Annotated in this window: 18 protein-coding genes and 2 pseudogenes; 15 read left to right on the top strand and 5 right to left on the bottom strand. The window is 69.2% G+C overall.

Going from position 1 to position 17,360, the window contains the following annotated elements; genetic code table 11:
- Positions 1–59 precede the first annotated feature (59 nt).
- Together soxR and srmL are read left to right on the top strand one after the other, a co-directional pair.
- Positions 60–548 (top strand): redox-sensitive transcriptional activator SoxR, encoded by a 489-nt coding sequence (gene soxR / locus JAV76_RS13025; RefSeq protein WP_198734502.1) that lies wholly within the window; start codon positions 60–62, stop codon positions 546–548.
- 212 nt (positions 549–760) lie between these two features.
- A complete protein-coding gene (gene srmL / locus JAV76_RS13020) occupies positions 761–1,882 on the top strand; it encodes a PheS-related mystery ligase SrmL (RefSeq protein ID WP_198734501.1) in 1,122 nt (373 codons plus the stop codon).
- 72 nt (positions 1,883–1,954) lie between these two features.
- Here the strand turns inward: srmL and JAV76_RS13015 are convergent.
- Positions 1,955–2,278 (bottom strand): annotated as a pseudogene (locus tag JAV76_RS13015) (transposase family protein); the annotation flags it as partial.
- A 531-nt stretch (positions 2,279–2,809) separates the two neighbouring features.
- Between JAV76_RS13015 and JAV76_RS13010 the strand changes: the two are divergent.
- Both JAV76_RS13010 and JAV76_RS13005 read left to right on the top strand, forming a co-directional pair.
- A pseudogene (locus tag JAV76_RS13010) lies at positions 2,810–2,958 on the top strand (ISL3 family transposase); the annotation flags it as partial.
- A 237-nt stretch (positions 2,959–3,195) separates the two neighbouring features.
- Positions 3,196–3,528 carry a hypothetical protein gene (locus JAV76_RS13005; protein WP_198734500.1) on the top strand — a complete coding sequence of 111 codons (333 nt, stop codon included), beginning with the start codon at positions 3,196–3,198 and terminating at the stop codon, positions 3,526–3,528.
- 95 nt (positions 3,529–3,623) lie between these two features.
- On the opposite strand, the gene JAV76_RS13000 is transcribed toward JAV76_RS13005, so the two are convergent.
- From JAV76_RS13000 to JAV76_RS12985, 4 genes are all read right to left on the bottom strand, one after another.
- Positions 3,624–5,048: a serine hydrolase domain-containing protein gene (locus tag JAV76_RS13000; protein WP_198734499.1), complete on the bottom strand. Its 1,425-nt coding sequence runs from the start codon at positions 5,046–5,048 to the stop codon at positions 3,624–3,626.
- 58 nt (positions 5,049–5,106) lie between these two features.
- Positions 5,107–5,463 (bottom strand): hypothetical protein, encoded by a 357-nt coding sequence (locus JAV76_RS12995; protein ID WP_198734498.1) that lies wholly within the window; start codon positions 5,461–5,463, stop codon positions 5,107–5,109.
- Between the two features lie 184 nt (positions 5,464–5,647).
- The gene (locus tag JAV76_RS12990) at positions 5,648–5,956 is read right to left on the bottom strand and encodes a VOC family protein (protein WP_230402292.1); all 309 of its coding nucleotides are present in this window, start codon (positions 5,954–5,956) and stop codon (positions 5,648–5,650) included.
- A gap of 118 nt (positions 5,957–6,074) precedes the next feature.
- Positions 6,075–7,097 carry a protein kinase family protein gene (locus tag JAV76_RS12985; RefSeq protein WP_307844225.1) on the bottom strand — a complete coding sequence of 341 codons (1,023 nt, stop codon included), beginning with the start codon at positions 7,095–7,097 and terminating at the stop codon, positions 6,075–6,077.
- 208 nt (positions 7,098–7,305) lie between these two features.
- On the opposite strand from JAV76_RS12985, the gene JAV76_RS12980 reads away from it, so the two are divergent.
- The 11 genes from JAV76_RS12980 (at position 7,306) to JAV76_RS12930 (ending at position 17,358) form a co-directional block, all read left to right on the top strand.
- On the top strand, positions 7,306–7,716 hold the full coding sequence (locus JAV76_RS12980) for a hypothetical protein (protein ID WP_230402286.1): 411 nt from the start codon (positions 7,306–7,308) through the stop codon (positions 7,714–7,716).
- A gap of 64 nt (positions 7,717–7,780) precedes the next feature.
- Positions 7,781–8,260: a DUF421 domain-containing protein gene (locus JAV76_RS12975; protein WP_198734495.1), complete on the top strand. Its 480-nt coding sequence runs from the start codon at positions 7,781–7,783 to the stop codon at positions 8,258–8,260.
- Between the two features lie 36 nt (positions 8,261–8,296).
- Complete coding sequence (locus tag JAV76_RS12970; RefSeq protein ID WP_307844224.1) at positions 8,297–9,046, top strand: AzlC family ABC transporter permease; 750 nt, start codon at positions 8,297–8,299, stop codon at positions 9,044–9,046.
- On the top strand, positions 9,039–9,368 hold the full coding sequence (locus JAV76_RS12965) for a branched-chain amino acid transporter permease (RefSeq protein WP_198734493.1): 330 nt from the start codon (positions 9,039–9,041) through the stop codon (positions 9,366–9,368). The genes JAV76_RS12970 and JAV76_RS12965 overlap by 8 nt, the downstream gene beginning before the upstream one ends.
- A 134-nt stretch (positions 9,369–9,502) precedes the next feature.
- Entirely contained in the window at positions 9,503–9,700 is a 198-nt protein-coding gene (locus JAV76_RS12960) for a hypothetical protein (protein WP_198734492.1), read from the top strand.
- 109 nt (positions 9,701–9,809) lie between these two features.
- On the top strand, positions 9,810–10,358 hold the full coding sequence (locus JAV76_RS12955; RefSeq protein WP_230402285.1) for a helix-turn-helix domain-containing protein: 549 nt from the start codon (positions 9,810–9,812) through the stop codon (positions 10,356–10,358).
- Between the two features lie 142 nt (positions 10,359–10,500).
- Positions 10,501–11,706: a cation:proton antiporter domain-containing protein gene (locus tag JAV76_RS12950; RefSeq protein WP_198734490.1), complete on the top strand. Its 1,206-nt coding sequence runs from the start codon at positions 10,501–10,503 to the stop codon at positions 11,704–11,706.
- A gap of 199 nt (positions 11,707–11,905) precedes the next feature.
- Positions 11,906–13,525: an ABC transporter substrate-binding protein gene (locus JAV76_RS12945; RefSeq protein WP_307844223.1), complete on the top strand. Its 1,620-nt coding sequence runs from the start codon at positions 11,906–11,908 to the stop codon at positions 13,523–13,525.
- Between the two features lie 73 nt (positions 13,526–13,598).
- On the top strand, positions 13,599–14,642 hold the full coding sequence (locus JAV76_RS12940; protein ID WP_198734488.1) for an ABC transporter permease: 1,044 nt from the start codon (positions 13,599–13,601) through the stop codon (positions 14,640–14,642).
- Entirely contained in the window at positions 14,642–15,661 is a 1,020-nt protein-coding gene (locus tag JAV76_RS12935) for an ABC transporter permease (RefSeq protein ID WP_198734487.1), read from the top strand. The genes JAV76_RS12940 and JAV76_RS12935 overlap by 1 nt, the downstream gene beginning before the upstream one ends.
- Entirely contained in the window at positions 15,658–17,358 is a 1,701-nt protein-coding gene (locus JAV76_RS12930; RefSeq protein WP_198734486.1) for a dipeptide ABC transporter ATP-binding protein, read from the top strand. Before JAV76_RS12935 ends, JAV76_RS12930 begins: the two co-directional genes overlap by 4 nt.
- The last annotated feature ends 2 nt before the right edge of the window (positions 17,359–17,360 follow it).

The raw sequence follows: 17,360 nt of genomic DNA, 5'->3' as shown, positions 1-17,360 counted from the left end.
CGAGCGAACACCCTCAAGTTCACTTGAGGTCAAGCACCCGGTGGCTGAGAGTGGTCCTCATGCCTCCTGTTGACCCCGACAAGCTCCTCTCCATCGGCGTGACCGCCCAGCGAGCCGGGGTCAGCGTGTCCGCCTTGCGCTTCTACGAGGAGCTCGGATTGATCCGAGCAGTTCGTGGCCCGAACGGTCATCGGTTCTTCCCGCGACACGTCTTGCGGCGGCTTGCTGTCGTCGCAGCCGGTCAACGCATCGGGATGACTCTGGACCAGGTCGCCGAGGCTCTGTCCGGGCTCCCGGACGACCGTGCGCCCACCCAGCGGGAATGGCGTGCGATGAGCGAGCGCTGGGCGCAGATGCTCGAGGGCCGCATCGAGGTCCTCCAAGCATTGCGGAAGGACCTTGATGGGTGCATCGGCTGTGGCTGCCTGTCGCTGGGGCGATGCACTCTGTTCAATCCGGAGGATCAAGCGCAACGCGAGGGGGCGGGCAGCAGGTGGTTGAGAGGCGCCATCTCCGCCGACACCGGGGGTGATCAATCCTTCATTTGAGAGGGCGAGGGCGCACTAGGAATCGGGCCCACCTGATGCTGCGCGAAATCCGCGTGTACCCTGCTGGGGTGACTTGGGATCGGCGATTTTCGCACCCCCGGCCGGGACATGGCCGCGGGGTCTTCTTCGTGCGCCCCTAGGGCGCACGGTCTCCGCAGGCACGGCTGGGGGAACTCGATCCTCGCCAGCCAGCAACCTTCTCGGAGACCCCCATGTCACAGCTCGATTACCTGACCCCTGACCAGCTCTCGCGCTCTCTGTCCCTGCGCGACCTGACCGACCCGGCCCAGGGCGAGCACGCCATCCAAGCGCTCCTCGAGGCCGTCGTGACGGCCTTGCTGACCGAGTGGAGCGGCACCACCCTTCGCTACGTGCGCAACGTCCCTGTCGTGCCTGTTCGCGACAACTATGACCGTCTCGGTTATGCCCGTGACGACGTCACTCGTGTTCGCCGCTACACCCGGTACGTCAGCCCCACGGTCATGCTCCGGAGCCACACGAGCGCAGAGCTCCCAGCGGCGCTAGAGGTCTATGCAGACCAGCAGGACGTCGATGAGCTGATCGTGGCACCAGGCCTGGTCTACCGCCGTGACGCGGTCGACCGCACCCATGTGGGCGAGCCACACCAGGCGGACCTGTGGCGCATCCGCAGCACTCCGTCGACCGACGACGCAGAGATCGTCACGATGATCGGGCGCGTCGTCGAGGCGATACTGCCTGACGCGGAGTGGAAGGTGACCGACGTGGTGCACCCGTATACGACCAGTGGACGTCAGATCGACGTGCTCCACGACGGCGAGTGGCTCGAACTGGCCGAGTGTGGCCGCATCCACCCCGACGTCCTGCGCGGCTCGGGCCTCAACCCCGACCGATGGTCGGGCCTCGCGCTGGGTATGGGCCTGGAACGCGCACTGATGCTGCGCAAGGCTGTACCGGACATCCGATACCTCAGAGCGCAAGACCCCCGGATCGCCGCACAGATGCTCACGTTGGAATCATGGCAGCACGTCTCCATGCTCCCTTCCTCCAGGCGTGACATCTCAGTCGTGACGGGCCAGGAGGAGGACGAAGAGACATTGGGCGACCGGATCCGAACCGCACTTGGAGACGACGCAGACGTCATCGAATCGGTCGAGCTGCTCAGCCGCACCACCTACGACGATCTGCCGGCAGCGGCTCGCTCGCGCCTCGGCATCGAACCGGACCAGGTGAACCTCCTCGTAAGGATCACCCTGCGCCCCATCGACCGCACACTCACGTCGGAACAAGCCAACACGATCCGCAACACCATCTACAAGGCTGTGCACGAAGGTCCGGTGATGGAACTGATCTGATCACAAGTTCAGTCCGGAACAGGTGGGTGATGGGTCGAGACGTTGACCGTCGGACTGTCTCAGCCCAGCCCGCCGCGAGATCTTCGCGCGAGGCGCCGCGGCCTTCGACGTGTTCTGCCGCCACGTCTTCCCGCAGTGGGCGCATCGGTAGCGGCGCAACCTCACCTGCAGGAATGTGGGCCGGTGCCCGAAGGGCCCATGCGCGAGCCGACGGACCACGGTGTGCCGCGGCACGCCCTCTGCTCCGCACGTGCGGCACCACGGATCGTCGTGGACGATCCGGCACTCGATCACCGCCCGATCCGCGTCGAGATGCTGCCCGACGGCCTCGAGGCCGGGCTCATCGAGGCGGCAGAACGTGGTGAGGAAGGATGCGGTGAAGGTAGCGTTGAGCACGTCGAGATCTACCGGATGGCGCGTGTAGAAGACTCCATCCTCGGGGGACCTTGATGCCTATCCAGCCACCCCCGCCTACACCCTCACCTGCGAAGAACCCGATAAAGCATCGACCGAGTGCAGAGACGACATGCTGACGGAATCGAGAGTGCACCGAAACCGCGCGACCGGTGCTGACCTCGATCAGATCGAATCGAGCGGCGCTACATCACATCAGGACGGTGAAGACGAAGCACGGGTGCGGGGCGATGATCCACTGGAACGTGGAGCACTCGCCACCGAAAGCGGTGGGGACGACCTTGACCGATGCTGCGGCAGGCGCGGCGGCAGGCGCCGCGGGCGCGATCCCCAACGTGAGCAGAGAAGCGGTAGCGAACGTGAGAGCTACGCGAGAGGTACGTTTCACGTCGACTCCAAGTGTGAGGTGAGGTCAAGCTCGGCGTAACACTCTTGAGCGTAAGGACGGTCTATGACCACGGCAAGAGGCGACCAACTATTCATCCGCGCCACGCCGCGCCGCGCAGCCCAGCTCGGGCCGCGGATGTGCTCGCCTCTTTCGACCGACCCGGCACCAGCAATGGCCCCTTCGAGGCGCGGCACTCGGCTTCCGCAAACTCATCGACCGCATCGCGAGATCCCTATTCGAGTCCGGAGGCTTCAGACCCTGGCTGCACCCTCAACTCCGACGAGCCGGTTTACTAGGCCGTTGCCGGCAAAGTGGCTGCCCCGGCTCGGAGCTCTTCCACAAGGCCGGTCGGCGATGGTGGAGCCAGACTGGATGGAGGGCGACCGGGGTGCCCGGGCAAAGGTCGGATGACCGCGTACGAATGCCGGTGCGGGATCGATAGTCACCCTGGGAACCTGGGGAGATGGAGACTGTCACCGGGGCCTGTCCCTCGTGCGCCCACCCTTGGCGGATGCACCCCGTCGCCGTCGTCATGGTCAGGGCATGCGCGTTGTGCATCGCGGAGGAAGACCACGGCGAGCGCGCGACGGCCGAGATGTGCGTTCTCGTCCCTCCAGATCTGGGCCTCATGCGCGCCCGAGACGTCGTGACCGCCACCACTGACAGGGATCTGCTCGGTAGGCGCCGTATCCGTCTGCAATGGCGCGATGGACAGGAGTGGCCGACGTTCCGTCAACGATCCTGGTTCGGCACGGCCGGGGAGCGGCGACTGAGATCACTCGAGGAGGATGTCGCCTCTCTGACGCTCGGTGAGCTCTGGGCCAAGTGGTGCAGTGAATTCTGACCGTCTCGATCATGACGGCTGCCCAGCGGTATGCCCGCACGCCGCTGGGCAGCCGTCTGCGGCGATCGACGTCGTGCTAGCCAGTTCGAGACCAGCTACGCGACGTCGGGCCGTGTCATCAGTGGCGACCGCAGATGCATCTCGAGGCATGGACTGGTCAGGGGTACGGTGCTCCACGTCGCGTCCGCCGAGCGCGTGCCGGCGTCGACCACCAGCCGGACCCGGTGCGGGGTGGTGACGACGTAGAGGTCGGCGACGAACGTCTGGCCCTGCCAGGCGCCGGTCGCGACGACCGGACGGCCGAGCGGTGAGCTCTCTCGCCATTCCTCGTGGCCGACCTCGACGTTGTACGAGCCGAGCCCCACGAGCCACCCACCGTCCGCGGGGTCGATGGTCACCGTGGTCCCGTCCGGCAAGGGCGGGTCCTCGGTCGAGGCGTCGAGTCTCGCGGTGACGGACCGCTCAGGGGCGGCCGCGCCCCGGACCGGCTCGAGTGACAGTTGCTGCAGCCGCTCGGCGAGGAGGGCGTCGTCCTCTGCGCTGTGCACGTCGTCGATGCCTGGCAGCAGGTGGTCCCACAACAGGTCGAGCACTGCTTGAGGCTCCGTAGCACCGGTCACAGCGACCACGAGGTCGTGGGACGGGACGACCACGCACCGCTGGCCGAATGCTCCGTGCCCGCGGTAGCCGTGACGTGACATCCAGAACTGGTAGCCGTAGCCGCACCACGCGTCAGGGCCCTCCACCGATCCCTCGACGTGCTGTGTGGCGACGTGCACCCGTGTCGCGAGCTCGACCCACTCGCGCGGGACCAGCTGCCTGTCTCCCCAACGGCCTCCGCGGAGCAGCAGCTCGCCGAACGCGGCGACGGCCTCGGTCGTCAGGTGCAGACCGTGGAACCCGAAGGACGCCCCGCTGCCCACCCGGTCCCACTCGGCGTGACCGATGCCCATCGGAGCGAAGAGGCGCTCGTCGAGCAGCTCCGGGACGCCACGGCCCGTCACCCGCTCGACCATCCGCGCCAGGACGTACGTGGTCGCGTCGTCATAGACGTGGCGGGTGCCCTCGGGCTCGGTGAACGGCATGCGCAGGAAGCCCCGGGTCAGGTCGTCAGGCTCCAGCCGCCAGGCCTCCTCGAGGCTGTTCGTCCCGTGCCCGGACGTCATGGTCAGCAGGTGGTGGACGGTGATGCGGCGTCCCTGCGCCGAGACGTCGTCCGGGACGTGCTCAGGCAACACGTCGACCACGCGGTCCTCGACCGAGAGCAACCCGTCGCCCACCGCGATCCCCACCGCGACGGACACGAACGACTTGGTCAGCGAGTACAGCAGGTGCGGGCGTCCTGCCGAGAACGGCGCCCACCAGCCCTCGACGATGACGTGACCTTTGTGCACGACCATGAGTGAGTGGCACTCGACGGTGTGAGCCTCGAGCTGGTCGAGGAGCGCAAGCACCGCGCGGGACGAGACCCCGGAGGCTGCCGGTGCAGACCGTGGCAGGAGCGCGCGTCGAGAAAGCACCAACGCACCCTAACGCGATCGTCCGCGTCCGGCGTCGTCGCAGCGGTCTCGCAACTACTCAACCGCGAAGAGGCTCCCAGTCGATCTCACCGAGACGACACGACTCGACAACGTACTCGGGGTCGTCGGCGGCGAACATGTCCGCGTTATCCCTGACGTCGAATGCTCGTACGCCGATGAGGTTTCGATGAGCGCCGACGCTGACGAGGTGGACGAGGTCGCTTCTTCCAGGTGTGTGATCTCCGTCGACGTGGTCCCAGGGGACAGACTCCCATCGGACCTCGAACTCGGGATGCACCGTATTGACGTGCGTGACCACGCCCTGCAGTTCCTTCTCGTCTCTCACGCAAGATATTCGTGGCTCGTCAAAGCCGAGTCCGAGTCGCGCGTAGACAACAAGCAGGTAGGCCTTCACAGATCCCCCTGATGGTTATCGGGGAACCTCTGCAGCCCCGGCGCTCAGAGTATGCCGCGCGCTCTGCCACCGGATCAATACCTCCGCGCGCATACAGCGATCGGGTGCTGGATTTGGAGGTCTACGAGGCGATCATCGATCAATGGGAAGAGCCGGGCGACCGGTGCCCGACCCAGGTGGTCCGTCAGGCGGATGCCACGAGCTCGACCTCGAAGCCGTCCCCGTTCTCCAGGTAGGCGGCGTAGTGCAGGGGGCCACCCGCGTGCGGGTGCCGGTCTGCGAAGAGCACCGACCACCCGTGGCCCTGAGCCTCGCGGGCGAGGGCCTCCACCTGGTTGGCTGTCCCACCGTGGAAGGCGAGGTGGTTCAGGCCGGGACGACGCCGGTCGTGCTCCTCACCCCGGACGTCCGGTCCGGCCTCGAGGACGATGTACGTCTCGCCGCGCCTCCAGCTGCAACCACCGTCCCAGGTGTCGTTCTCGCGATACCCCAGGGCGGTGAGCAGCCAACCCCAGGAGCTGCGAGCCTCGGCGAGATCAGGGACTCACAGCTCCAGGTGATGCACCGCTCCCAGTCCGGTCATACGCCCTGAGTATCCCTGCTGCGATTGGTCAGCGCGACGGCGACGAGGAGTACCGGGCATCTATGTCGCCGTCGACGAGCCGCCAGCAGAAGTCGTTCATCCGAGCCACGGCGGGAGCATGCCGAGCGAGGATGTCCGCCACGACCGCCGGGAGGCCCTGCGGGATGTCGCCCTGGGCGCAGCGGCGGACGTAGGCATTCCGTTCAGCGAGGCCTGCGGGGTTCGTTGCGACGACACCGCCGACTGCGGTGACGAGCCAGTTCACCAGGCGCATGGCCGCGTAGTGGGCGTCGTGCTCCACGTTCTCGGCGACGAAGGTGCGTTCGACCGTCGAGAGGTCGAACCGTGGGGACGTGGTGAGCCCGAAGTCGACCAGGTACATCTGTTCGCCGTCGGAGCGCAGGTTCCCGAGGTGTCCGTCCATGTGCAGGATCTCGCGGTCGCGGAGGAACGTGACGGCGTCGAACAGCTGTCGCTCGAACGTCTGGGCGCTGCCGATCGGATCCTTGCTGAGCTCCTCGAGCAACGGATGAGGGATGTGCTCGAGGAAGAGCACGAGGCTGGAGCCTGCCTCGGCCAGCTCGTGGAAGCGGTGACGCACCGCACGGTCACCGCCGAACTGCGCGACGACCGCGTCGACGTCCTGGTGCTCGGGCGCGATAGGTGGGCGCCCCGGGAGCACCCGCCAATGATGAAGCAGTGCGAAGGACTCGGCCTCGCCCGCGAGAACACCTTCCGTGACGGCAATGTTCGCGGCCAGCTCGCGCCACGCCCCGAAACCAGGTCCAGGCAGGGGATGCATGCCGTACTGGCAGGACATAGGCAGATCGAACAGGTTGGCGGTGCTGAGCGGGTGTTCCAGCTCCCGGTCGGTGATCGGGATGCGTTTGGCGAACACCGTGATGCCGTTGACATCGAGCACCAAGGAACCACCGCCCGCGCCCACGGCGCCGGTGGGCGCGTCATCGAGGAGCTCCGCGAGCTCCTCGTCGTCGAGGACTGCGAGCGACACCGACAGGAGGTCGTGTCGGACGCGCCGGGTGGTGAGCACCACGCCATTCTGCCCCGAGCGGGGGAACGGGTCAGGCTGGCACACCGCCCGGATCGCCGGGGTGAGGCATCGGTGCTAGACACGGGCCATGGAGACCGATTGACTGATCCCGGAGTCGACCCTGAGCAAGGTCCGACCTCATGGTGCGGGTCCACGGGCGCGCACCGGCAGGCGCGTCGGCGCCGCCGCCCTAGTCGTCCTCGTGGGCTTGGGTCTGTTCGGTGTGCTCGGGGTGCGGAGCACCACGGCCAGCGCCTCCGGAGGGGGCTACGAGCTGTCGGTGGAGCACGCGTCGCTGGCCCGGACCGGGCTCGACGTCCCGTGGTCGGTGCGGGTGGACAGGCCTGACGGCTTCGACGAGGACATCACGCTGGCAGTGACGAGCGAGTACTTCGAGATGTACGAGACCCAGGGCTTGGACCCGGCGCCCGCGGAGGAGACCGCGGACGGCACGTGGCGGTACTGGACCTTCTCCCCTCCGCCCGGCACCACGTTCACCGTCGACTTCGACGCCTACGTGCAGCCGGCCGCCCAGACAGGAAGGAGCGGGACGGTCGCCGTCCTGGTCGATGGCGAGCAGGTGGTGAGCGTGGACTTCGCCACCCGGCTGCTGCCATGACGGTGACCGTCGGCCGCCCGCCCCGTGCGTTCCTCGCCGCCGCTCCCCGCCGGAAGGACATCGCATGGAGATCGTGATCCGCGCCGCCGTCATCTTCTTCTTCCTGCGGATGGTCACACGGGTGGTGGGGCGGTCGACGTTGGGGGAGCTGAGCTCCTTCGAGCTCATCGTGTTCATCACCATGGGGGACCTCGTCCAGCAAGGAGTCACGCAGCAGGACTACTCGGTAACGGGCGCCATGCTCGCGGTGGGGACCTTCGCCCTCCTCACGGTCATCCTGTCCTGGGTCAACGCGCGCTTCCCTCGTGCCCGACGTCTGACGCACGGTACGCCCGTCGTGGTGGTGCACGACGGCGAGCCCGCGCTGGACATCATGCGAGCGGAGCGGCTCGCGCTCGACGACCTGCTCGGGGCAGCGCGTCAGCAAGGCATCGAACGCGTGGCCGACATCCGCCTCGCGGTGCTCGAGACGAACGGGCAGCTGTCCTTCTTCACGTCGGACGGCTCGTCCGACGGAGCCCCGCCGCAACCCCAGGCAGGATGAGCGGCCATCCGCCTGACGGGCGGGTAACGTGTGCCGGTGCCCTCCCGTCGTCCGTTCCGTGCCGCCGCGCGCGACACCGTCGGTGTCGGGGTGGCGCTGGTGCCGCTTGGGGTGGCCTTCGGGCTCCTCGTGGTCGACGCCGGGCTCGCCTGGTGGTGGGCGCCCCTGTTCTCCGTGTTCATCTACGCGGGGTCCCTGGAGTTCCTCGCCATCGGGCTCGTCGTCGCCCTGACGCCGCTCGCGCAGATCGCGCTCGCGACCGTCCTCGTGAACTTCCGGCACGTCTTCTACGCCCTGTCCTTCCCCCTGCATGCCGTGCGCGGCCGGGCCGCCCGCACGTACAGCATGTACGCGCTCACCGACGAGGCGTACGCACTCGCCCACCACATCCCGCCCGAGGAACGCACCACCGCGCGCATCCTCTGGATGCAGGTCTTCTGCCAGTCGTACTGGGTCCTCGGTGGCATCCTCGGGGCCGCCCTCGGCGAGGTGCTCCCGTCCATCCCGTCCGGGATGGGCTTCGCGCTCACCGCCCTCTTCGTGGTCCTCGCCATCGACGCCCACCGCGTCACCAAGGACGTCCCCTCGCCCCTCATGGCCCTCGCGTGCGCGCTCGTAGCGCTCCTCGTCGCACCCGGCCAAATGCTCGTGGTGGCCATGCTCCTCTACCTCGGCGCACTCACCGTGCGGTACCGGATCGCGGTCCGCCGACGACACCGTAGCCACCTGGACCCCCCGGGTGAGCCAGACCCCGGCACCACCGACGAGGAGGCGGAGCATGCCTAGCACCGGCTACCTCCTCGCGGCGCTGACCACCATCCTCGTCGTCACCTTCGCCCTGCGCGCCCTGCCCTTCGCGGTCCTCGAACCCTTGCGCGCGTCGACGTTCATGACGTTCCTCGCCCGGTACATGCCCGTCGGCGTCATGGTCGTCCTCGTCGTCTACACCCTCAAGGACGTGTCCCTCACCTCCGGGTGGCGCGGCTTCCCGGAGGCCGTTGCGCTCCTCGTCACCGTGGCCGTCCACCTGTGGCGGCGCAACGCGCTGCTGAGCATCGTCGTCGGCACCGCCCTCTACGTCCTCCTCGTGAACACAGTCCTCGCCTGACACCACCCCGCTCAGGGCGCGCGACCCGCCAGAATGAACGCCGATCGGGGACATCAACAACTGGTGGGTCTCCTGGACGGCAGTTCTTGCTACGACCCGACCGCGCGAGCGGTCCGGGATGGAGGAGAGGGAACATGAACACCCAGCACGACGAAGGGCCCACGCCCGAGCAGACTGCGGATCTTGTGGCCTGGGCGGAGGCCGGCGACTTCCACGACGTGGAGGCCAGCCCCGCACTCACCGGAGACGAGGCGCGCGCTGCCGGGCGGGCGATGCTCGAAGCCGCAGGCCTCGACGTCGAGGAGTACCTCAGTAGGTATGCAGCGAAGTGACACGGGAGAGGAGGTCTCCGCGCGGCGGCTATAAGGTCTCTTATGAAGGTCGCCGATCAACAGGAGGGGTCTGTCCATGGATTCGAGACGGAAGTGCACTGCACAGGGTGTGGAGGGGATCGACGTCGGAGAGTGGGTGCGGCCGTCCGTGCCCGCTCCTCATGATCGCGGGGCGACCGGCGTCGACGACCTGCAGTCTGCGATCGGGTCGCTCCGCGCAGCCAGGGCCCGGCAGTCGGTAGCGCGCCTGGACTTCCTGCGGGGACTGCGTGCTGTCACGCACAGCGGTCTTGCGACGCAGAGCGCGATCGCTCGTGAGCTGGGGATCTCCCAGTCGGCGGTGAGCCAGAACCTCCAGGAGGAGGCGAAGCTGGCACCTGTCCGCGAGGGTTTCCACGGTTCAGACCCGCAGGAGATCATCATGCGATTCGCTGCTGGAGACCTCTCGCGTGAGCAGGTCGTCGATGAGCTCTCACGGTGGCCCTATCTGCCGTCCGACGGGCTTGAAGGACCGATGGACGATCTCCTCGTGACCGTGCGCGGGTCGTTCGACGACGTCGAGGATGCTGTCGTGTCCGGCGCGCTGCCGCGGCACGTGTACGACGAGGTCCTGACGCGGGTCACGAGACCGCACTGCGAGACTGCCCGCACCTGCTGACGCGCGCCCGTGCGGCATGGGATCGCTCCTTGCCGGTGGGAAGACGTCCACGGGCGTTCCCGCCCCGTCGTGCAGTGTGCGGAGCACCGGGAAGTGGGAGAGCATCGGGAACGACGCACCCGACACCTCCGGAGGACCAGGCGTGAATGACCTGCACCTGCTCTACGCGTGCGTCGGCGTCGTCGCCGTCGCCCTCGCGCTCGTGAGCCGCTCCATCCGCGAGCTCCCCGTGAGCGAACCCCTCGTCGCGCTCGCCGTCGGCGTCGTCCTCGGCCCGGCGGCGCTCGGGCTCCTCGACCTCGACGACCACAACCGGGACCTCGTGCTCCTCGAGGGATCCCGGCTCCTCCTCGCCGGGTCCGTCATGGCCGCCGCCCTCCGCTTCCCGGTCCACGACCTGCGGCGCATCGTGCGCCCCGTCCTCGTCCTGCTGTGCGTGGTCATGCCCCTGTCCGTGGCCCTCGGGGCCGCTGCCGGCCTCCTGCTCGGCCTGCCCCTCGGCCTCGCCCTCCTCCTCGGTGCGTGCCTGTGCCCCACGGACCCCGTCCTCGCGGCGTCCGTCGTCACCGGCGAACCCGCAGAACGCGACCTGCCCACCCGGTTGCGGCAGATGCTCACCGCCGAGTCCGGTGCCAACGACGGTCTCGCCCTCCCCGTCGTCGGTGTCGCGCTCGCCGTGGTGCTCCCCACCACAGGGCCGGGCGACGTCGCAGGGCGCCTTGTGTGGGAGGTCCTCGGTGCCGTCCTCGTCGGGGCGGCCCTCGGGGTCCTCGCCGGGTGGGCCCTGCAGCGCGCTACGCGCGACCGCGACCTCGAGAAGGGTCCCGAGCTCGTCCTCACCCTCCTCCTCGCCGTCGCGACGCTCGGCGTCGGGCGCCTCGCGGGGACCGCCGAGGTCCTCGCCGTCCTCGTCGCAGGCCTCGCCTACAACGCGGTCGTCGGCGACGGGGAGCGCGTCGCCCAGGACGACATCGACGAGGCGATCAACCGGTACGCGGTGCTGCCGCTCCTCCTGGTGCTCGGTGCGGTCCTCCCGTGGTCCGACTGGGGGGCGCTCGGCCCCGCCGCGGTGCTCTTCGTGGTCCTCGTCCTCGGTGTCCGGCGCCTGCCCGTGGTCCTCGCCCTGGCCCGGCCGCTCGGGCTGCGGCTGCGCGACGCGACCTTCGTCGGGTGGTTCGGCCCCATGGGCGTGAGCGCCGTCTTCTACCTCGCGCACTCCGCCCACGAGGGCGCCGACGACCCGCGGCTCTTCGCCGCGGGCACCCTCGCGGTCGCCGCGAGCGTCGTGGCGTTCGGGCTCACCGGCACGCCCGGACGGCGCGCCTACGCCCGCGCTGCCGCGCGCTGACCTGCAAAGACGCCGTTTCGGCGGGGCGTGTCCACGATGTGGCACACCCGTGCACGCTCTGGCGGACAGGACGATCGTTACCCTTCCGACGCATCGGGTGTTACACGGTGGTAATACGCTGATGCGATCGTTCCGGACGGGACCCGCCCACCTCGGCGCCCCGACGCCCGTCACCACCTGTCATCCAGGAGGACCTCCAGTGATTGCACGTACCACTCGTTCAGCAGGGACTGCCGCCGTCGCGGCCGTCACGCTGCTGGCACTGACCGCGTGCGGCTCCGGCCGCACCGACGGCGGCTCCGACGGCACCGACGGATCGTCGGGCTCGGCCGGGATCATCATCGGCACCACCGACAAGCTCACGACGCTCGATCCCGCCGGGTCGTACGACAACGGGTCCTACCACGTCCAGACGCAGATCTTCTCGTTCCTCATGAGCTTCGAGCCCGGGGGAGCGGAGCTCGGCCCCGACGCCGCCGAGGAGTGCGACTTCACGTCGGACGTGGTCTACACGTGCACCCTCAAGGAAGGGCTCACGTTCGCCAACGGCAACCCGCTCACCGCGGAGAGCGTGAAGTTCACCTTCGACCGTCAGCTGGAGATCGCCGACCCCAACGGGCCGTCGTCGCTCCTGGCCAACCTCGAGTCCGTCGCGGCACCTGACGAGACGACGGTCGAGTTCACGCTGAAGTCCCCGAACGACCAGACCTTCGCCCAGGTGCTCGCCTCCCCGGTGGGCCCCATCGTCGACCAGGCGACGTTCCCCGCCGACGAGCTCCTCGACGACGACGCCATCGTCGACGAGATGGCCACCTCCGGCCCGTACACGATCACGAGCTACGGCAAGAACGAGCTCGTCGAGTTCGAGCCCTACGCCGACTACACGGGCGTCCAGGGCGACGTGAAGAACGAGGGCGCCACCCTCAAGTACTACACGGACTCCAACAACCTCCGCCTCGACATCGCGAGCGGCGCCATCGACGTCGCGACCCGCAGCCTCACCCCCACGGACATCGAGGCCCTCGAGGAGACCGATGGCGTGAACGTCGTCACCGGGCCCGGCGGTGAGATCCGCTACGTGGTCTTCAACCTCAACACCATGCCCGGCGAGACGCCCGAGCAGAAGCTCGCGATCCGCAAGGCCTTCGCCTCGTCGATCGACCGCGCCGAGCTCTCCGAGCAGGTCTACAAGGGCACCTACACGCCCCTGTACTCCAACGTCCCCGAGGGCCTGCCCGGTGCGGCCACCCCCTTCGAGGAGATCTACGGGGCCGACCCCGACGTCGACGCCGCCACCGCGTTCCTCGCCGACGCCGGCGTGACCACGCCCGTCGCGCTCAACCTCCAGTACAACCCCGACCACTACGGGCCCAGCTCCGACCAGGAGTACAACGCCATCAAGCGTCAGCTCGAGGCGACCGGCCTGTTCACCGTGGACCTCCAGTCCACCGAGTGGGTCACGTACGCCGAGGAGCGCACCGCCGACGCGTACCCCGCGTACCAGCTGGGTTGGTTCCCGGACTTCCCCGACGCCGACAACTACCTCACGCCGTTCTTCGACACCGACAACTTCCTCGGCAACCACTTCGAGGACGCCGAGGTGAGCCGGCTCCTGGACGCCGAGCGCACCGAGGCCGACGCGGACGCACGTGCGGAGATCCTCGAGGAGATCCAGACGCTCCTCGCCGAGGAGCACCTCTCCACCGTTCCGCTGCTGCAGGGCGCGCAGGTCGCGGCCGCCCGCGACGGGGTGACGGGGCTGGAGGACACGCTCAACGCGTCCTTCCAGTTCCGCTACTCGGTCCTCAGCAAGGACTGACCGCACCGACGGGGTGGGGCACCTGCGGGTGCCCCACCCCGTCGCGCGCGCCCGACGTCGACGAACGGAAACCATGGCAGCCCGGATCCTCCCCCGCAGCCCGCTCGTGAGGTACCTCCTCGTGCGGCTCGCGCTCATCATCCCGACCGTGCTCATCCTCGTGACGGTCGTGTTCTTCTTCATGCGGGTCATCGGTGACCCCATCACCGCCGCGCAGGGCGGACGCCTCACCCCGGAGCAGCTGGACGTCCGGCGCGCCGAGGCCGGGTTCGACCGCCCCATCCTCACCCAGTACCTCGAGTACCTCGGCGGCCTGTTCCGCGGCGACTTCGGCACCGCGCTCACCGACCGCCGCGAGATCAGCGAGGTCCTCGTCACCAACGGTGCCGCGACCCTCGAGCTGAGCTTCTGGGCGCTCCTCGTCGCCTTCGGCGTCGGCGTGCCCCTCGGGCGCCTCGCCGCCCGCTACCGCGACAAGCTGCCCGACGTGTCGATCCGCCTCTTCGCGATCCTCGTCTACGCCGCACCCGTGTTCTTCATCGGGCTGCTCCTCAAGCTCCTGTTCTCCGCGACCCTCGGGTGGCTGCCGGCCTCCGGGCGCGCCGCCCCCGCCGTGTCCATCGCGCTGAACAACGTGAGCCCCAAGACGAACATCATGATCGTCGACGCGATCCTCTACGGGGAGCCCGAGTACATCGTCGACGTCCTCCAGCACGCCGTGCTCCCCGCCCTCGCCCTCGGGCTCCTCACCGCCGGCGTGTTCATCCGCCTCATCCGCATCAACCTCCTCGAGACGATGCGCACCGACTACGTCACCGCAGCCCGCGCCCGCGGCGTCGCCGAGGGGGCCGTGGTCCGCAAGCACGCGTTCCGCAACGCCCTCGTCCCGATCGTCACCGTCATGGGCATGCAGATCGCCATGCTCCTCGGCGGTGCGATCCTCACGGAGACCACCTTCGAGTGGCAGGGCCTCGGGTACATCCTGTCCCAGTACCTGCTCGCCCGGGACTTCGTCGCCGTCCAGGGGATCGTCACCGCCATCGCCGTCGTCGTGGCCGTGACGAGCTTCCTCATCGATCTGATCAACGCACTCGTCGACCCGAGGGTGAGGTACTGATGACCGCCATCGTCGCCGCAGAGACCGCAGGTCTCGAAGGCCGCTCGCCCAAGCGCCGCGGGGTGCCCGGCGTGGCGCTCCTGCGCTCCACCCACGGGCTCCAGCGCGGCATGCTCATCACCGGGCTCGTGATCATCACGCTGTTCGTGCTCGTCGCGATCTTCGCGCCCCTGCTCGCGCCCTACGGCTTCAACGCCGACCGCACCGCCGACGGCGAGATCTTCGGCACCCAGCAGGCACCGTCCGCCGCCCACTGGTTCGGGACCACCGTCGGCGGGCAGGACGTCCTGTCCCGCGTGCTCTACGGGGCGCGCACCGCGCTCATGGTGATCCTCCTCGCCGTCGCCCTGTCGCTCGTCGTGGGCGTCCCGCTCGGTCTCGTGTCCGGGTACGTCGGCGGCCGCCTCGACCGCGTCCTCGTGCTCGTCACCGATGCCCTCTACGCGTTCCCGTCGCTCCTGCTCGCCATCGTCGTCGCCATCATGATCACCGGCGGCCGCTCCACACCCGCCGGGGGCATCGCCGCGGCGGCCATCTCCATCACCGTGGTCTTCGTGCCCCAGTACTTCCGGGTGGTGCGCAACGCCACGGTGTCCGTCAAGCACGAGCCCTACGTGGACGCCGCCCGCATCACCGGCGCCAAGCCGCGGCGCATCATGTTCAAGCACGTGCTGCCCAACGTGTCCCAGACCATCCCCGTCCTCGCCACCCTCAACGCGTCCGAGGCGATCCTCACGCTCGCCGGCCTCGGGTTCCTCGGCTTCGGTATCGAGCCGTCGGCCGCCGCCGAGTGGGGGTACGACCTCAACAAGGCGCTGTCCGACGCCACCAACGGCATCTGGTGGACCGGCATGTTCCCCGGACTCGCCATCGTGCTCGTCGTCACCGGCGTCACCCTCGTGGGTGAGAGCCTCAACGACGTCCTCAACCCCCTGCTGCGCACCCGCGGCGGTGGGACCACCACCGCCGACGAGGCCGAGGTCGCCGCGGGCGACGCCACCGACGAGGAGCGCTCATGAGCACCGAACCCGTCCTCCGCATCGACCGCCTGAGCGTCTCCTTCCGCGCTGACGCCGGAGCCGTCCAGGCGGTCCGCGAGGCCAGCTTCGACGTCGGCGCCGCGGAGATCGTCGCCGTCGTCGGCGAGTCCGGGTCCGGGAAGTCCGTGAGCTCCCGGGCGCTCCTCGGGCTGCTGCCCGGGTATGCGACCGTCACCGGCTCCGCGACGCTCGACGGCGAGGAGCTCACCGGGCTGCGCGGCGAGGCCGTGCGGTCCCTGCGCGGGCGCCGCATCGCCATGATCTTCCAGGAACCCTCGACGTCGCTCGACCCCGTGCGCACCGTCGGCTGGCAGATCGTCGAGGCCCTGCGCGCGCACCGGCGCATGAGCCGCCGCGCCGCCAGGGCGCGGGCCGTCGAGCTCCTCGACCTCGTGGGCATCCCCGACCCCGCCAAGCGCGTCGGCTCCTACCCCCACCAGATGTCCGGCGGGCAGAAGCAGCGCGTCATGATCGCCATCGCCATCGCGTGCGAACCGGAGGTGATCATCGCCGACGAGCCCACCACAGCCCTCGACGTCACCGTCCAGGCGCAGATCCTCGACCTGCTCCGCGACCTGAGGGACCGGCTCGGCACGGCGATCGTCCTCATCACCCACAACATGGGCGTCGTCGCCGACCTCGCCGACCGGGTGGTCGTCATGTACCGCGGGGAGGTCGTCGAGCAGGCTCCCGTCGCGGACCTCTTCGCCAGCCCCCAGCACCCGTACACCCGTCGCCTCCTCGCCGCCGTGCCCCACCTCGGGCACGGGGCCGGCAGCGCCACGACGCGCGGGGTTCAGGTCCCGGCCGCCACGGGGGAGGCACGCTCTCCCGACGTCACCCCCGCCCAGGTCCCCGCCCTCGCGATCCGCGATCTCGTGGTCGAGTTCCCCGGGCGCCTCGGAAGCCCCGCCGTGCGAGCCGTCGACGGCGTCTCCCTCGAGATCGCCCCGGGCGCCGTGCTCGGCCTCGTCGGCGAGTCCGGGTCCGGCAAGACGACCATCGGCCGCGTGGCCGTCGGCCTCGTCCCTGCGACCAAGGGCACCGTCGAGGTGTTCGGCGACGACCTCGCCCGGACGTCCGCGAAGGAGCTGCGCGACGTGCGGCGTCGCTTCGGGTTCGTCTTCCAGGACCCGGCCGCCTCGCTCAACCCCCGGGCGAGCGTCGGGGCGTGCATCGCGGAACCCATGATCGTCCACGACGAGGGCACCGAGGCGTCCCGACGGGCCAAGGTCCTCGAGCTCCTCGACGCGGTCGAGCTGCCCACGTCGTTCGCAGCGCGCTACCCGCACGAGCTCTCCGGCGGTCAGCGCCAGCGCGTGAGCCTCGCCAGGGCCCTCGTCCTCGGGCCGGACCTCCTCGTCGCCGACGAGCCCACCAGCGCGCTCGACGTGTCCGTGCAGGCCACGGTCCTCGACCTGTTCCGCACGCTCCAGGCGGAGATGGGTTTCGCGTGCCTGTTCGTCAGCCACGACCTGGCCGTCGTCGACATCGTCGCCGACCGGGTCGCGGTCATGAGCGCGGGGCGTCTCGTGGAGACCGGGCTCACGGCGGACGTGCTGCGCACGCCCAAGGAGGAGTACACGCGGGCGCTCCTCGCCGCCGTCCCCGTGCCGGACCCCGCCGAGCAGGCGGTGCGCAGGCGCGCCCGCGCGGAGCTCCCCGCCCGCACCTGAGA

Source organism: Sanguibacter suaedae (genome assembly GCF_016342785.1).
In the GTDB taxonomy this organism is placed as follows: domain Bacteria; phylum Actinomycetota; class Actinomycetes; order Actinomycetales; family Cellulomonadaceae; genus Sanguibacter; species Sanguibacter suaedae.
This window is presented reverse-complemented; position numbering and strand designations above follow the sequence as displayed.

Excerpts from the sequence above, each read along its gene's own strand:
- soxR (WP_198734502.1), top strand. The coding sequence starts at position 60 with ATGCCTCCTGTTGACCCCGACAAGCTCCTCTCCATCGGCGTGACCGCC.
- srmL (WP_198734501.1), top strand. The coding sequence starts at position 761 with ATGTCACAGCTCGATTACCTGACCCCTGACCAGCTCTCGCGCTCTCTG.
- JAV76_RS13005 (WP_198734500.1), top strand. The coding sequence starts at position 3,196 with ATGCACCCCGTCGCCGTCGTCATGGTCAGGGCATGCGCGTTGTGCATC.
- JAV76_RS12975 (WP_198734495.1), top strand. The coding sequence starts at position 7,781 with ATGGAGATCGTGATCCGCGCCGCCGTCATCTTCTTCTTCCTGCGGATG.
- JAV76_RS12965 (WP_198734493.1), top strand. The coding sequence starts at position 9,039 with ATGCCTAGCACCGGCTACCTCCTCGCGGCGCTGACCACCATCCTCGTC.
- JAV76_RS12960 (WP_198734492.1), top strand. The coding sequence starts at position 9,503 with ATGAACACCCAGCACGACGAAGGGCCCACGCCCGAGCAGACTGCGGAT.
- JAV76_RS12940 (WP_198734488.1), top strand. The coding sequence starts at position 13,599 with ATGGCAGCCCGGATCCTCCCCCGCAGCCCGCTCGTGAGGTACCTCCTC.
- JAV76_RS12935 (WP_198734487.1), top strand. The coding sequence starts at position 14,642 with ATGACCGCCATCGTCGCCGCAGAGACCGCAGGTCTCGAAGGCCGCTCG.
- JAV76_RS12930 (WP_198734486.1), top strand. The coding sequence starts at position 15,658 with ATGAGCACCGAACCCGTCCTCCGCATCGACCGCCTGAGCGTCTCCTTC.